Below are 14,990 nucleotides of genomic sequence, written 5' to 3'. Positions count from 1 at the left end.
CGCCGCGCGGTGGCGGAGAGCACCGCCGAGGCCGACCTCAGTCCTCGCCGATGATGACGAAGGAACTCGGCAGCTGATCCTGCTGCGGTTCGGACGTCTTCCGCTTCGGTGCCGCGGTCGGCTTCTTCGCGGCGCGCTCGACCGGAGCCGCCTCAGCCACCTTCGTTTCGGTCTCTGCACCGATCATCAGCGGCAGATCCTTCGGCTCTTCGTCGGCAGGCTTGCTTTTCGCGGTCGGCTTGTCTTCGTGGGCAGACCTGCGCTTCGCAGCCGAGCCGTCCTCAGCGGCGGACTTCGCTTCCCTGTGCGCCCTGTTCTCGGATTCCTTCTCGTCGGTCGACTGTGCTGAGTCGGACGACGCGGTCTCCGACTGCGCCGACCGGGAATTCGAGCGACGCCGCCCGCTGCGAGAACGTGAGCGGCCCTTGCCGCCCTCATCGCCTTCGGACCTCGACTCCGCATGGGAGGCCCCGACGGCCTTCTCGTCCGCGGAGTCCGAATCGCTCTGCTTCATGGTGGCTTTGGCGATCGCCGCGACAGCCGAACGGGAGGCGTCCGAGGACACGGACTCCTCGTGCGAGTCCGAGTCGTTCTGTTTCGCCTTCGAACCGGAGTCTCCGCGACGCTTCCGGTCGCGACGGTGGTCGCCGTTGGACGACCGGCTGCCGCGGTGGGACTTCGATCCGTCCTCTTCGGAGCCCGGCAGCAGCAGCCCGCGACCGCTGAGGTCCGCGCCGGCGCTGACCATCGATTCGGCCAGGCCGGTGCCGATGCGCTTGCGGGTCATCTGGACGAGGCCCAGGGAGGTCACCTCGGCGACCTGATGCTTCGTCCGGTCGCGTCCGAGGCATTCGACGAGGCGCCGCACCACGAGATCACGGTTGGACTCGAGCACCATGTCGATGAAGTCGACCACGATGATGCCGCCGATGTCACGCAGTCGCAGCTGGCGGATGACTTCTTCGGCCGCTTCGAGGTTGTTGCGGGTGACCGTCTCCTCGAGGTTGCCTCCCGAGCCGGTGAACTTGCCGGTGTTGACGTCCACGACCGTCATCGCCTCGGTGCGGTCGATGACGAGCGAACCGCCCGAGGGCAGACTCACCGTGCGCTGCAGCGCTTTCTGGATCTGCTCTTCGATCCGGTAGTGGTCGAAGATGCCCTCGTCCTCTTTGTAGCTGTGGACGCGATCGAGCAGGTCCGGTGCCACGGATTCGACGTACTCGTGGATGGTGTTCCAGGCTCCGTCGCCGTCGATGACGAGCGAGTTGAAGTCTTCGTTGAAGACATCCCGGATGATGCGCACGATCATGTCCGGCTCGCTGTAGAGCAGCTGCGGGGCCAGCACCTTCGTCGACTTCGACTTCTTCTCGATCGTCTCCCAGCGCTTGGCCAGCCGTTCGACGTCGCGTCCGAGGTCGGTGTCGGTGGCACCTTCGGCCGCGGTTCGCACGATGACTCCGTTGGAATCGCCGACGAGCTCTTTGAGCAGCTTCTTCAGCCGTGCTCGCTCGTTGTCCGGGAGCTTGCGGGAGATTCCGGTCATCGAATTGCCGGGCACGTAGACGAGGAATCTGCCGGGCAGGGAGATCTGGCTTGTCAGCCGCGCGCCCTTGTGACCGATGGGATCCTTCGTGACCTGGACGAGCACGGAGTCACCGGGGCTCAGAGCGGTTTCGATGCGCCGGGCCTTGCCGTCCATGCCGAGGGCGTCCCAGTTGACCTCACCAGCGTAGAGCACGGCGTTGCGGCCCTTGCCGATGTCGATGAAGGCCGCTTCCATGCTCGGAAGCACGTTCTGAACCTTGCCCAGATAGACGTTGCCGATGAGCGAGGCCTGCTGGCGGTTCTCCTTGAGGTAGTGTTCGACCGCGATTCCGTCCTCGACGACGACGAGCTGTGTCTGGTCACCGCTTTCGCGAACGAGCATCGTGCGCTCGACGGACTCCCGGCGGGCGAGGAACTCCGCCTCGGTGATGATCGGGCGGCGACGTCCGGCCTCGCGTCCTTCCTTGCGACGCTGCCGCTTGGCCTCGAGACGAGTCGACCCCTTGAGGGAGGTCACTTCGTCGCGTTCGGTGCCGCGCGTCCGGGAGCGACGCCGACGACGCCGGCGGGATCCGCCCTCGGAGTCATCGTCGTCATCGTCGTCATCGTGCGAGTGGTTCTCGTCGGACTTGCCGTTGTCGGATTTCGCGTTCGGATGCTGTGAGTCCGTGTCGGAGTTCTGCTTGGAACCGCGGTTGTTCGATCGCGAGCCCCGACGTGAGGAGGAGCGCGGTTCCTCGTTCCCGGAGCTCTCATCCTCCGTGCCCTGGGCGTCCTCGGTCTTCTCTTCGGAGCCGTCATCGGAGTGGTCACCGGAGTCGTCGCGAGAGCGCGACCGACGTCCGCGGCCGCCCCGGCGGCGACGCGGACCGTTCGAGCTCTCGTCTTCGTCCTCGTCGCCTCGGCGGGAGGAGCGAGCGTCGTCATCGGAGTCCTGGGACTCGTCCCAATCGTCGCTGTCATCGTCGTCGATCTTCACTACCTCGGCGAGTTCGGCCTGGGGAACCTGGAAGATCAGGCCGCCGTCATGGGGCACGGAAGGGGTCGGGCGCGGTTCCGGTGACGACGCTGCCGCCGGGGCCGGAGCGGCGAAGGGGTTGCGAGGGTCGAAGCTCACGGGACTGGGTGCGGAGTCCGTGTCGTCCGTCTCTTCCTCGTCATCGGATTCACTGTCCGATTCCTCGTCCTCTGAGTTCGAGCCTGCGCGGACGAACTCTTCGAAGACGAGCCCCCGGTTGGCCACAGCCTCTCGTGCCGGCTTCGGATCCCTCCGGCGCTGCGGCGGCTCGTCCTCGTCCTCACCGTCGTCGGCTTCGCCCGTACGCAGTGATTCGGCTGCTTCGGCGATGTCGTCGAGGCGTGCACGCACGCTGTCGTCGACATCGTCGTTCTCGCTGCCCTTGGCATTGACCGACTGCTGCAGGTCGGCCAGATCAGCGAGGATGCCTTCGGTCGGATCTGTCGACTCTGTGCCGTCGTTCGACGTATCGTTCATCAGTTCTCCCAGTCCGAAGACGCCGTCCACACCGTACGGATCTTCGGATCCTTGCATGGTCCGCGGTGGACCGAAACTTGTGGATGGCACGTCCGGCTCGCGCTCGGCGCGTAGGCCTTCAGTGCTGCCTCATCTTGTTGTCGACCTGCGAGGTCATACCCTCGACTCGGTGGAGGCACTTCTCCCGCTCGGTGTGAGAACAGGTATCCGTATCGCCATTATGTCACACATGTCCCCCTCCGCCGGGGTTCCGGCGAGTTCGGGGTTTGCCGCAGGGGGTGCGGCCAGGCATTCTTGAGGGGTGAACAGTGCACAGACTCGCTCCGCTGACCTCGTCTCCGCTCCCGGCACCTCCGCATGGGTGCTCAGGCGGGCTCCCTTCGGCATCTTCCTCATCGTCACATCCGTGATCGGCTTCCTCGCATCGTTCGCGCTCTCGGCGGAGAAGTACGAGAAGCTCGCGAATCCGGATGTCGTCCTCTCCTGCGACCTCAATCCGTTCTTCTCCTGCGGTTCGGTCATGGAACATGCGGAAGCGGAGCTGTTCGGCTTCCCGAACCAGCTGCTGGGCATCGCGGCTTTCGTCTTCCCGCTGCTGCTCGGAGTGCTCCTCGTCGCCGGAGCGGAACTGCCGGGCTGGGTGATGCTCGGCCTGAATGTCGGCCTGGCCCTCGGCGTGGTCCTCGTGATGTTCCTGTTCTACGTCTCGATCTACAGGATCGGCGTCGGATGCCCGTGGTGCATCATCGTGTGGACCGTGACGATTCCGATGTTCGTGGCCGTGACGGCGCACAATCTGCTCTCCGGCCGCTTCGGCTCCCGGGCGGCTGAGAGTCCGTTCGTCCGGGTCATGGCCAAGGAGAACATCGCGCTGTCGGTGCTGTGGATGCTCATCATCTTCGCCTGCATCGTCGTCCAGTTCTGGTCGTACTTCTCCACCCTCTTCTGACGGCCCTCCGCGCCCAGAGGCCTTCGCTCTCGCAGACCCTTCCGTCGAGCAGACGATCGAGGGGCGTCCCACCGATTGGTGGGACGCCCCTCGCACGTTTCTCAGGCTCGCAGTGCCCGTGACATCAGGTCCGCAGGCACCGTGCACTCCGCCCGTTTCGGCTCCGGTGACCTCAGGCGGGGTACCAGATCCCGATCTCGCGTTCGGCCGACTCCGTGGAATCGGAGCCGTGGACGAGGTTCTTCTGCACCTTCTCGCCCCAGTCGCGGCCCAGGTCTCCGCGGATCGTACCGGGAGCCGCGGCTGTCGGATCGGTGGCTCCCGCCAACGCACGGAAGCCGGGGACGACTCCTTGTCCGGAGGCGATGATCGACACGATCGGTCCCTCGGACATGAAGTCCACGAGCGGCTGGTAGAAGGGCTTGCCTTCGTGCTCGGCGTAGTGGGCGGCCAGCTCCTCGGCGGTGGCCGTGCGCAGGTTCAGCGCGTCGATCGAATAGCCTTTGGCTTCGATCCGAGCGACGATCTGTCCGATGAGTCCGCGAGCGACTCCATCGGGTTTGATGAGAATGAGCGTACGTTCCATTCCGGTCCTTCCAAGTTCGAGTGGACGTCCGTCCACAGTTTACCCGGGCGCCGATGCGCGGCCGTCCGGGTCGGGGTTCAGGCGCGGGCTGCTACCTCGCGGTCGATGCGGGCCGACCAGTACACCGCCACCGCCCACAGGGCGATGAAGATGACGGCGACGAAGAACATCGAGTTGAGCACGAAGCCGGAGGCCAGCAGCAGGGCCTGGACGATCCAGCCGAGGATGACCCCGGGCCGTTTCTGACCGATCCTCCGTGGGAGCATGATGACAGCGGCGACCGCGACCACGGCGACGACCGAGGCTCCGATCAGCAGCTGCCCCAGGCTCAGCGTCTGCGCCGACTTCACGGACAGCCCGAATGTCGTGAGCACGGCGAAATACACGACTAGGAGTTCGCAGATGAGGATCGACCCGCACAGGACGGGGTACTTCGACTTCACTGGTCCTCCCCCTTGCCCAGAAGCAGACGCGCCTCAGCGACGGTGTAGAGCGATCCGGTGACGAGGATCCCGGGGCTCTTCGCCGCCACGCCGTTGGCGAGGTCGATGGCCTTCATCAGAGCGGCGTTGAGGTCGGCAGCGACGATCACGGAATCCTCGTCGACCCACTCTCGAGCCGCCTCGGCGAGGGTTTCGGCCGACAGCGCCCGGGCGCTCAGCGTTTCGCTGACGACGAAGACATCGGCGCTGCGGTGCAGCTCTTCGAGCACTCCGTGGATGTCTTTGTCCGCGAGCATCGCCAGCACCACGACGACGTAGTCGAAGTCGAATGCCTCGTCGAGGGTCTCGGCGAGCACATGTGCGGCGTCGGGGTTGTGCGCCCCGTCGACGACCACGCTGGGGCCGGTGCGCACGAGTTCGGCGCGACCGGGCGACGTCACCCGCGCCAGACCTTCGGCCACGGTCTCCTGATCGAGCGGTCTGTCCTCGGCGCCGAGGAAGGTCTCGACAGCCATGACGGCGACCGCTGCGTTGTGTGCCTGATGGATTCCGTGCAGCGGGACGAAGACGTCTGCGTAGACGTCGCGCCGCCCCTGCACGGTGATGAGCTGTCCGTCGACGGCCCGCCGCCGATCGAGCAGCCGGAAGTCCCGCTCCTCGGTCACGAGCTCGACCTCGCGCCGGTCCGCTTCGGCTTCGAGCACGATCTGTGCTTCCTCGTCCTGTACAGCGGTGACGGCCACGGGCTCGGGTGCCGGCGAAGGATCGACGCTGCGATCGAGCACGCCTGCCTTCGTGGCCGCGATCTCCTCGATGGTGTCACCGAGGAACGCCTGATGGTCGAGACCGATCTTCGTGAACACGCACACCTGGGCATCGGCGACGTTCGTCGAGTCCCACTGTCCGCCCATGCCGACCTCGGTGACGACGACATCGACGGGGGCATCGGCGAACACAGCGAAGGCGAGGACGGTCAGCGCCTCGAAGTAGGTGAGCTTCGGGCGTCCCTCGGACTCCAGCTGAGCGTCGACGATGTCGAGGTAGGGAGCGATCTCGTCATGGATGCGCACGAAGGTCTCGACGGAGACCGGGGCACCGTCGACGGAGATCCGTTCGGTCACCGAATGCAGGTGCGGGCTGGTGAATCGGCCGACCCGCAGCTCGTGGGCGGTGATGAGCGAATCGATCATCCGGGCCGTGGAGGTCTTCCCGTTCGTCCCCGTCACGGTGATCGTCGGCGCCGCGGCGTGGATGTCGCCGAGGAGCTCGCAGGCCCGTCGGGTCGCATCGAGGCGCAGCTCGACCTGGGTCTCTCCCGCTCGTGCGAGCAGCAGGGCATAGACCCGGGCCAGTTCCGCCCGTGACTCCGTGCTCGACGCAGTGGCGTCGGTGTCGTCCTCGCGCGGCTCGCCGTCGCCGTTCGTCACGTCGCTGCTCATGCGCGGCTCACCGCCAAGCGGGTGCCGCCGGGCAGCTCATCGGGGGTGAAGATCTCTGCTGCGCCGTCGGCCGCACCGAATACCAGTGCGGTCGCCAGGGTCTCGCCCGCGATGAGCTCGGAGTGGGGTTCGAGTGCTGCAGCGACCTCGGCATCGGCTTCGACGGTGACCTCGATCCGGTCGGAGATGCGCAGGTCGAGCTGTTTGCGGATGCCTTGGATGGCGCGCACGGCGTCACGCGCCATGCCTTCGGCCTCGAGCTCCGGGGTGACCCGTGTGTCGAGGGCGAGGAAGCCGGAGTCCAGAGCGGCCAGCTCCATGCCTTCCGTCCCGGATTCTGCGACCGACTCGAGAGTGTATTCGCCTTCGACGAGTTCGATGCCGCCGCTGACGACGGTGCCGTCGGCCACAGACCAGTCACCGGTCTTCGACGCCTTGATGACCTGCTGGACCTGTCTGCCGAGGCGGGGCCCGGCTGCGCGAGCGTTGACGACGAGGTTCTGGGACAGGGAGAATCCGGCAGCCTCGGCCTCGGCGACGTCGAGTACGACGACCGACCGGACATTGAGCTCATCGGCGATGATCTCGGTGAACTCCGTGCCGAGCTCGGTGTCTGTGGCCACGGTCATGCGAGCCAGGGGCAGTCGCACGCGCAGGTGATTGGCTTTGCGCACCGAGGAGGCCGTCGAGCAGATGTCGCGAGTGAGGTCCATCGCGGCGACGAGGTCGGCATCGGCGGGGAACGCCTCGGCGTCGGGGTAGTCGGCGAGGTGGACGGAGCGATGCCCGGTCAGTCCGCGGTAGATCTCCTCCACTGTGAACGGCAGCAGCGGAGCGGCGACGCGGCAGAAGGCCTCGAGGCAGGTGAAGAGGACATCGAAGGACTCGTGTGTGCTCACCCCGCCGTCCCAGAACCGGCGACGTGAACGACGGACGTACCAGTTCGTGAGCATATCGAGGTAGCTGCGGACGAGCTCACAGGCGGCCCAGATGTCCAGGCCCTCCATCGCCTCGGCGAACTCTGCGATGAGATCGTGCGTCTTCGCCAGCAGATAGCGGTCGAGGACCTGGGCGGAGTCGTACCGGGCCTGTGCCTGATAACCGGTCGCGGCGCCGTCAGCGGCGTCAGCGGCATTGGAGTAGGTGGCGAAGAACTGCCAGGTGTTCCACAGCGGGAGCACGACCTGCCGCACACCATCGCGGATGCCCTGTTCGGTGACGACGAGATTGCCGCCGCGCAGGATCGACGAAGCCATGAGGAACCAGCGCATCGCATCCGAGCCGTCGCGGTTGAAGACCTCATTGACGTCGGGGTAGTTGCGCAGCGACTTCGACATCTTCTGCCCGTCGGAACCGAGGACGATGCCGTGGGAGATGCAGTTCGTGAACGCCGGGCGGTCGAAGATGGCTGTGGCGAGCACGTGCAGCAGGTAGAACCAGCCGCGTGTCTGTCCCACGTATTCGACGATGAAATCGGCCGGGAAGTGGTTGTCGAACCATTCGGAGTTCTCGAACGGGTAGTGGACCTGCGCGTAGCTCATCGAGCCGGAGTCGAACCACACATCGAAGATCTCCGGGATCCGTCGCATCACGGACCGGCCGGTCGGATCATCCGGGTTCGGCCGGGTGAGGTCGTCGACCCAGGGGCGGTGGAGGTCGACGTCGCCCTGATCATTGCGCGGCAGTCGACCGAAGTCGGCTTCGATCTCGGCCAGAGACCCGTAGACGTCGGTGCGCGGATAGGCAGGGTCGGAGGAGATCCACACCGGGATCGGCGATCCCCAGAACCGGTTGCGCGAGATCGACCAGTCGCGGGCGTTCTCGAGCCATCTGCCGAACTGGCCGTGCTTGACGTTGTCGGGAACCCAGTTGATCTGCTCGTTGAGCTCGACCATCCGGTCCTTGAACTCGGTGACACGGACGAACCAGGACGAGACGGCGCGGTAGATCAGAGGGTTGCGGCAGCGCCAGCAGTGCGGGTAGGAGTGCTCGTATGATTCGTGGCGGATGAGCAGGGCCGACCGTCCGTCCATCGGGCCCGTGTGGTTCCGCAGGTCCTTGACGATCGCCTTGTTCGCATCGAAGACCTGCTGACCCGCATAGTCGCCGACCGTCGAGTCGAAGCGGCCGGCGTCGTCGACGGGACGCACGGCTGTGATGCCGTAGGCATCCGTGAGCTCCTTGTCCTCCTCACCGAAGGCCGGTGACTGGTGGACGATTCCGGTGCCGTCCTCGACGGTGACGAAATCGGCGGCGAGGATGGTGTGCATCCTGTCGCCGAACTCGTCCTGACGGTTCTCGAAGTAGGGGAACGGAGGCTCGTAGGCGCGGCCGACGAGTTCGCTGCCGGGGAAGGTCCGCAGCACCTCGGGGTTCTCACCGAGTTCGCGGGCGTAGGCTCCGAGCCGGGCCTCGGCGAGGATGAGTGTCCGCCCCTGGAGTTCGGCGGCGCCGTCGGGGCCGGGCACGACCGCGACCAGTGGGATCTCCGGATTGACGGCCACGGCCTGGTTCGACGGGACGGTCCACGGGGTGGTCGTCCAGATGAGCACCCACTCATCGGAGTCAGTGAGCTTGTACCCGATCGTCGCCGCCGGGTCCTGACGCATCTTGTAGACGTCGTCGTCCATGCGCAGCTCATGGTTCGACAGCGGGGTCTCGTCCTTCCAGCAATAAGGCAGGACACGGTAGCCCTCGTAGACGAGTCCCTTGTCCCAGAGCTGCTTGAACGCCCAGATGACGCTCTCCATGTACTCGACGTTGAGCGTCTTGTAGTCGTTGTCGAAGTCGACCCAGCGCCCCTGGCGGGTGACGTACTCCTCCCACTCCTTCGTATAGCGCAACACGGAGGAGCGGCACGCGTCGTTGAAGGCGGCCAGGCCCATGCGGCCGATCTCGGACTTGTCGGTGATGCCCAGCTGGCGTTCGGCTTCGAGTTCGGCGGGCAGTCCGTGGGTGTCCCAGCCGAATCGGCGGTCGACCTTCTTGCCCCGCATCGTCTGGAAGCGCGGGACGACGTCCTTGACGTAGCCGGTGAGCAGGTGGCCGTAGTGGGGAAGCCCGTTGGCGAAGGGAGGACCGTCGTAGAAGACGAATTCGTTCTCGCCGTTCTCACCGGCGTCGCGCTGATCGATGGAGGCTCTGAAAGTGTCGTCCTCCTGCCAGTAGCGGAGGACGGCGTCTTCGATCGCAGGGAAGTTCGGCGAGGCGGAGAGGCCGAAGGCCGAGGTCGATACCTTGGGATAGACAGGCTGGGTCATGAGCGTCCTTCTGGGTCACTGCGGTCACTGTCACGAGGACGACAGTCTGCCGCGGTACCACCTCGCTTATCCGCAGTCTGCACCGATGGGGTCAGACGACGGATCGCTCATTGCCGGACGCTGACGGGTCCACCCGTCCGGTTCTACTGAGACCGCGGATGTGAGGGAATCCGCCGAGGCGGTCCGTCACGACCATGTGGTCCGTTCTTCCGGATGCTCCCCGGTGATGGCCGGATCGACGCATATCAATCGTATACCGTCGACTGCGCTCGAGACCACTCGGCGGCGGCGCAGCGCAGCCGAGTGGTCTCCGAACGAGACAGCGGCCTCACAGCCCCCTGTTCCGGGCGACCTTGTACTGCTCGGCCTGGGCGATGGGGCGAATGACCATGAGGTCGACGTTGAAGTGATGCGGTCGGGTGAGCGTGTAGACGACGGCATCGGCGACGTCCTCGGCCGTGAGCGGGTTCTCGACCCCCTCGTAGACCTTGGCCGCCTTCTCCGCGTCTCCCAGACGCTTGACGCTGAATTCCTCGGTCGCCACCATTCCCGGCGCGATCTCGATGACCCGCACCGGTTCGCCGAGGAGTTCGAGTCTGAGCGTGGCAGCGATCGTATGGGCTCCGTGCTTCGTCGCCACATAGCCGCCGCCCTTCTCATAGGCCTGGTGGCCGGCAGTCGAGGACATGACGACGATATCGCCGCGACCGGATTCGATGAGCGCCGGCAGCAGGGCTTTCACGACGCGCAGGACGCCGAGGACGTTGATGTCGAACATGTCCCTCCATCCCTCGACGGAGGATTCGGCGATCGTGTCGACGCCGAAGGCGGCGCCCGCGTTCGCCACGAGGGAATGCACAGGACCGCCGCGCAGGACCTCGGCGGCCATTTGCTCGACTTCTGCGTCATCGGTGAGGTCGGCGACGATGTAGTCGGCTCCGGTCTCCTCGGCGAGTGCCTTGAGTCGGTCCTCCCGGCGGGCGACGGCCACGACGTCCCAGCCCTGTTCGCGCAGCTGTCGGACGGTGGCGGCACCGATGCCCGAGCTCGCTCCCGTCACCACTGCTCTCAGTGTTTCCATCTCCGTACTCCCTGGTCTCGGTTCCTTCGATCGTGTCCGCGATCACCTTTTCCGACGACCAGTCTACGGATTCTCCGGCTCCAGGGGGTCGGGGTCCGAGGACCGGGTGTGCGGGGGCTCGACCGACAGTCCTCTCGCTTCGGTAGCCGAGACTTCCGGCGCGGTTCTCGGGTTCTCCGGCACAGGCCTCGTGTTCCCTGCCGTGCGTCTCGGGCTCTTCGCTGCCGGTCTCGCATGCGGGTTGCGCGGACCTCCTTCCCCGAATACGGCACGCACTCCGGGGATCTTCACGGCGAACCAGGTGACGACGGCGCAGATGAGGGTGTACGCAATTGGCATGACGAAGGCATGCAGCAGGACGCCGGGAACGGTCGTCGGCAGCCCCATCTCGTTGCGCACCGGGTAGAGGACGAGCGGATGCAGAAGGAAGACGCCGAAGGAGTACGGATAGAACCGGTGAAGGAAGCCGAATCCCGATCGCAGGTGATGATGGAGAAGCAGATAGGCCGCCAGCGAGGCGATGACGACGACGGGAGACAGATACTCGTAGGGGAAGATCCACGGCTTCTCACCGGGACCGAAGCCGGCCCACAGGGTGGTCACGGCGACCGACCCGATGAGACTCACCCAGGCCGACACGACCGCGCGGGTGCTGAGCACGATGTCCCGCAGGACCCAGCCGAGGATGTAGAAACCGGCCATGGTCAGGAAACGGGTGGCGATATTCGCCTCGCCCACAGCGAAGACCGTCGACACCCATTGGTCGAGCATGCCGATGCCCAGGAAGATCAGACCCGTCCCCCACTGCAGACGGCGGGAACCGTGCACGCTAAGCAGGCGGAAGAACGGGGTGAGCAGCGTCAGCCCCGCCAGAACGTAGAGGAAGTACAGCTGAACGAAGGGCGAACCGGTGAGGATGGCGATCCCCGGATTCCAGCTGTCGTCGCCGGGCTGCAGGTAATAGCGCCGGAAGAGGACGTAGACGACGGTCCAGAACACCAAGGGGATCCCGATGCGCCAGACGCGCTTGGACAGGAACTTCCGAGGCCTGCTGCCCCGGTTCGGGTCGAGGGCCAGGGCTCCGGAGATCATGATGAACACGGGTACGGACCAGCGGCAGGCGGAGTCGACGGCGTTCGCCACCCACCAGTCGGGGCCCATATCGGCGAAGTTCTCCTCTACGACAGTGCCCAGGGAGTGGATGGCGACGACGGCGATGATCGCGATCGCCCGTGCGGGGTTCATCCACGCCGTCGACGTCGGCGGCGGATTCTCTGTCGGAATTCGGTCCAAGGGCGCCATGGGCCCATATTCTCATTGCGGCCTGCCGTGTCGTCTCACCGACCCTTCAGGATGTGAGACCACCCACGTCGCAGGCCGCGATCGGAGCCGCTTGCGGCCTCTGCCGATTTCCGAGCACGCGGGCGGGAACCGGTTTGGCCAGACGCGTACCGGGTGAGAAAATCAACAGTTATGAACACACCTGCCTTTTCGGACTCGACGCACGAGTCAGTGAACCTGCCTGACAGACCGGCCCTCGAGGGCCTTCGGGACAAATGGGACGCGGCGTGGAGCGAGGCGGAAGTCTACGCCTTCGACGCCGAGACCGATCGCGCGCAGGTCTACTCCATCGACACTCCCCCGCCCACCGCCTCGGGCTCGCTGCACGTCGGGCATGTGTTCTCCTATACGCAGACCGATATCATCGCCCGCTACCAGCGCATGACGGGCAAGAACGTCTTCTACCCTCTCGGGTGGGACGACAACGGTCTGCCCACCGAACGCAGGGTGCAGAACTACTACGGCGTGACCTGCGATCCCAGCCGGCACTATGATCCGGACTTCCAGCCGCCGGAGAAAGCGCCGAAGAACTCTCGCGACTTCGTCAAGGTCTCACGTCAGAACTTCATCGAACTGTGCGAGCAGCTCTCAGCCGAGGACGAACAGGTCTTCGAAGATCTCTTCCGCTCCACCGGTCTCTCCGTCGATTGGAAGTACACGTATCGGACGATCGACGACGACTCACGGGCCGTCAGTCAGCGAGCGTTCCTCGCCGACCTCGCCGGAGGGCATGCCTATTCCCAGGATGCGCCGACGATGTGGGACGTGACCTTCGGCACCGCCGTGGCTCAGGCCGAGCTCGAGGACCGGGAGAAGGACGGCGCCTACCACAAGGTGAAGTTCTTCCCCGAGGGCGCTGACGGGCTCGCCGACACGTCGGCGGAACCGATCGTCATCCTCACCTCGCGCCCCGAGCTCATCCCCGCCGTGGTCGCGCTCGTAGCCCACCCCGACGACGAACGCTATGCCTCGATGTTCGGCACGAACGTCGTCTCACCGCTCTTCGGTGTCAGCGTCGAGGTGCGTGCCCATGAGCTCGCGAAGTCGGACAAAGGCACCGGCATCGCCATGGTCTGCACTTTCGGCGACCTCACCGATGTCACCTGGTGGCGCGAACTCGATCTGCCCACTCGCGCGGTCATCAACCGCGGCGGCCGTCTCAACCTCGAGGTCCCCGAATGGATCTCCGCCTCGCCGAAACCGGATGCGGTGGCGAACTACGAGGCGCTGGCAGGAAAGACGACCTTCTCCGCGCGCAAGGACATCGCCCAGATGCTCATCGACTCCGGTGACCTCATCGGCGAGATCGAACCGATCACCCATCCTGTTCCGTTCTACGAAAAGGGCGACAAGCCGCTCGAGGTCGTCACCAGTCGCCAGTGGTACATCCGCAACGGCGGCCGGTCGGCCCAGCTGCGCGATGAGCTCATCGCGCGTGGTCGTGAGATCGAATGGCATCCTGCATTCATGCGTTCACGCTATGAGAACTGGGTGGAGAACCTCCACGGCGACTGGCTGGTCTCCCGCCAGCGCTACTTCGGCGTTCCGATCCCCCTGTGGTACCGACTCGACGCCGATGGACAGCCGGACTACGACGACCCGATCGTGCCCGAATCCCTGCCCGTCGACCCCATCGCCGAGGTGCCCGATGGCTTCGCCGAGGACCAGCGTGATGTGCCCGGCGGCTTCACCGCAGACCCGGACGTGCTCGACACCTGGGCGACCTCCTCGCTGACTCCCCAGCTCCTGGGCGGCTGGTCGCGAGACGAGGACTTCTTCGGCAAGGTCTTCCCCTTCGATCTGCGCCCCCAGGGACACGACATCATCCGCACCTGGCTGTTCTCGACCGTGGTCCGGGCGAACTCGCTCAACGACTCGGCGCCGTGGAAGCATGCCGGCCTGTCCGGCTGGATCCTGGATCCTGACCGGAAGAAGATGTCGAAGTCGAAGGGCAACGTCGTCGTGCCCTCCGATATCCTCGCCGAGGCCAAACCAGGCTACGGACCCGACGCGGTCCGCTACTGGGCGGCTAGCGCGAAGCTCGGCGCCGATACCGCCTATGACGTCACTCAGATGCAGATCGGCCGTCGACTGGCCATGAAGCTGCTGAACGCATCGAAGTTCGCCCTCGCCCAGGGTGTGCATGCGGGACTCATCGGTCAGCTCGGCGCGGTCACGCACGATCTCGACCGTGCATTGCTGGCGAAGCTGTCCGAGGTCGTCGAGCAGGCCGGTGCGCATATGGCCGACTACGACTACGCCCACGCCCTGCGCGTGGCCGAGAGCTTCTTCTGGGAGTTCACCGACGACTACGTGGAGCTCGTCAAGGATCGTTCCTACGGTGCATCCGGGGCCGACGACCAGATTTCGGCTCACGTCACACTCGCCACCGCTCTCGATGTGCTGCTGAGACTGTTCGCACCCTTCATGCCGTTCGTCACCGAAGAGGTCTGGTCGTGGTGGCGCACCGGTTCGGTCCACCGTGCTTCGTGGCCGGCCGACGAGTCCCTCAGCCATCCCGATTCCAGCGTGGATCCCGATCTGCTGGTCTCGGTGGCCGCGGCTCTGACCGAGATCCGTCGCACGAAGACCGAGGCCAAGGTCTCGCAGAAGACTGCGGTCGCCGCAGTGACGATTCAGGCGCCGACGTCCATCGTGTCTGCGATCCGGTCGGCCGAAGGAGACCTCAAGGCCGCCGGCCGAGTCGAGACTCTGGTCACCGAGGAGACCGGCGACGAGATCACCATCGGCGAGATCAGCTTCGTCGAACAGGACTGAGCGACGGGGCGCTCGCCCCCGAACCCCGTCAGAACCCCACGATGTCCGAGATTCCGGATCCGAGAGAACCGGG

Annotated in this window: 9 protein-coding genes; 2 read left to right on the top strand and 7 right to left on the bottom strand. The window is 65.5% G+C overall.

Annotation, left to right across the window (positions count from 1 at the left end):
* Positions 1 to 37: 37 nt before the first annotated feature.
* Complete coding sequence (locus IIE29_RS10265) at positions 38 to 3,040, bottom strand: Rne/Rng family ribonuclease (RefSeq protein WP_246475868.1); 3,003 nt, start codon at positions 3,038 to 3,040, stop codon at positions 38 to 40.
* Positions 3,041 to 3,341: 301 nt separating this feature from the next.
* On the opposite strand from IIE29_RS10265, the gene IIE29_RS10260 reads away from it, so the two are divergent.
* Positions 3,342 to 3,989, top strand: coding sequence for a vitamin K epoxide reductase family protein (locus tag IIE29_RS10260; protein ID WP_209325143.1), 648 nt, complete (start codon positions 3,342 to 3,344; stop codon positions 3,987 to 3,989).
* Between the two features lie 172 nt (positions 3,990 to 4,161).
* Here IIE29_RS10260 and ndk read toward each other — a convergent pair whose 3' ends face one another.
* From ndk to IIE29_RS10230, 6 genes are all read right to left on the bottom strand, one after another.
* On the bottom strand, positions 4,162 to 4,575 hold the full coding sequence (ndk, locus tag IIE29_RS10255; RefSeq protein WP_209325142.1) for a nucleoside-diphosphate kinase: 414 nt from the start codon (positions 4,573 to 4,575) through the stop codon (positions 4,162 to 4,164).
* Between the two features lie 77 nt (positions 4,576 to 4,652).
* Positions 4,653 to 5,018 carry a DUF4233 domain-containing protein gene (locus IIE29_RS10250; RefSeq protein ID WP_209325141.1) on the bottom strand — a complete coding sequence of 122 codons (366 nt, stop codon included), beginning with the start codon at positions 5,016 to 5,018 and terminating at the stop codon, positions 4,653 to 4,655.
* Entirely contained in the window at positions 5,015 to 6,457 is a 1,443-nt protein-coding gene (locus IIE29_RS10245; RefSeq protein ID WP_209325140.1) for a bifunctional folylpolyglutamate synthase/dihydrofolate synthase, read from the bottom strand. The genes IIE29_RS10250 and IIE29_RS10245 overlap by 4 nt, the downstream gene beginning before the upstream one ends.
* Complete coding sequence (gene ileS / locus IIE29_RS10240) at positions 6,454 to 9,717, bottom strand: isoleucine--tRNA ligase (RefSeq protein ID WP_209325139.1); 3,264 nt, start codon at positions 9,715 to 9,717, stop codon at positions 6,454 to 6,456. Before ileS ends, IIE29_RS10245 begins: the two co-directional genes overlap by 4 nt.
* Positions 9,718 to 10,045: 328 nt before the next feature.
* A complete protein-coding gene (locus IIE29_RS10235; RefSeq protein ID WP_209325138.1) occupies positions 10,046 to 10,798 on the bottom strand; it encodes an SDR family oxidoreductase in 753 nt (250 codons plus the stop codon).
* Positions 10,799 to 10,861: 63 nt separating this feature from the next.
* On the bottom strand, positions 10,862 to 12,100 hold the full coding sequence (locus IIE29_RS10230; RefSeq protein WP_209325137.1) for an acyltransferase: 1,239 nt from the start codon (positions 12,098 to 12,100) through the stop codon (positions 10,862 to 10,864).
* Positions 12,101 to 12,271: 171 nt separating this feature from the next.
* On the opposite strand from IIE29_RS10230, the gene valS reads away from it, so the two are divergent.
* Positions 12,272 to 14,917, top strand: coding sequence for a valine--tRNA ligase (gene valS / locus IIE29_RS10225; RefSeq protein WP_209325136.1), 2,646 nt, complete (start codon positions 12,272 to 12,274; stop codon positions 14,915 to 14,917).
* Positions 14,918 to 14,990 lie beyond the last annotated feature (73 nt).

It is taken from the genome of Brevibacterium renqingii, assembly GCF_017808095.1.
Classification (GTDB): Bacteria; Actinomycetota; Actinomycetes; order Actinomycetales; family Brevibacteriaceae; genus Brevibacterium; species Brevibacterium renqingii.
This window is presented reverse-complemented; position numbering and strand designations above follow the sequence as displayed.

Bases quoted from the DNA above. Each gene is read 5' to 3' on its own strand.
- IIE29_RS10230 (WP_209325137.1), bottom strand. From the start codon at position 12,100: ATGGCGCCCTTGGACCGAATTCCGACAGAGAATCCGCCGCCGACGTCG.
- IIE29_RS10245 (WP_209325140.1), bottom strand. From the start codon at position 6,457: ATGAGCAGCGACGTGACGAACGGCGACGGCGAGCCGCGCGAGGACGAC.
- ndk (WP_209325142.1), bottom strand. From the start codon at position 4,575: ATGGAACGTACGCTCATTCTCATCAAACCCGATGGAGTCGCTCGCGGA.
- ileS (WP_209325139.1), bottom strand. From the start codon at position 9,717: ATGACCCAGCCTGTCTATCCCAAGGTATCGACCTCGGCCTTCGGCCTC.
- IIE29_RS10265 (WP_246475868.1), bottom strand. From the start codon at position 3,040: ATGAACGATACGTCGAACGACGGCACAGAGTCGACAGATCCGACCGAA.
- IIE29_RS10235 (WP_209325138.1), bottom strand. From the start codon at position 10,798: ATGGAAACACTGAGAGCAGTGGTGACGGGAGCGAGCTCGGGCATCGGT.
- valS (WP_209325136.1), top strand. From the start codon at position 12,272: ATGAACACACCTGCCTTTTCGGACTCGACGCACGAGTCAGTGAACCTG.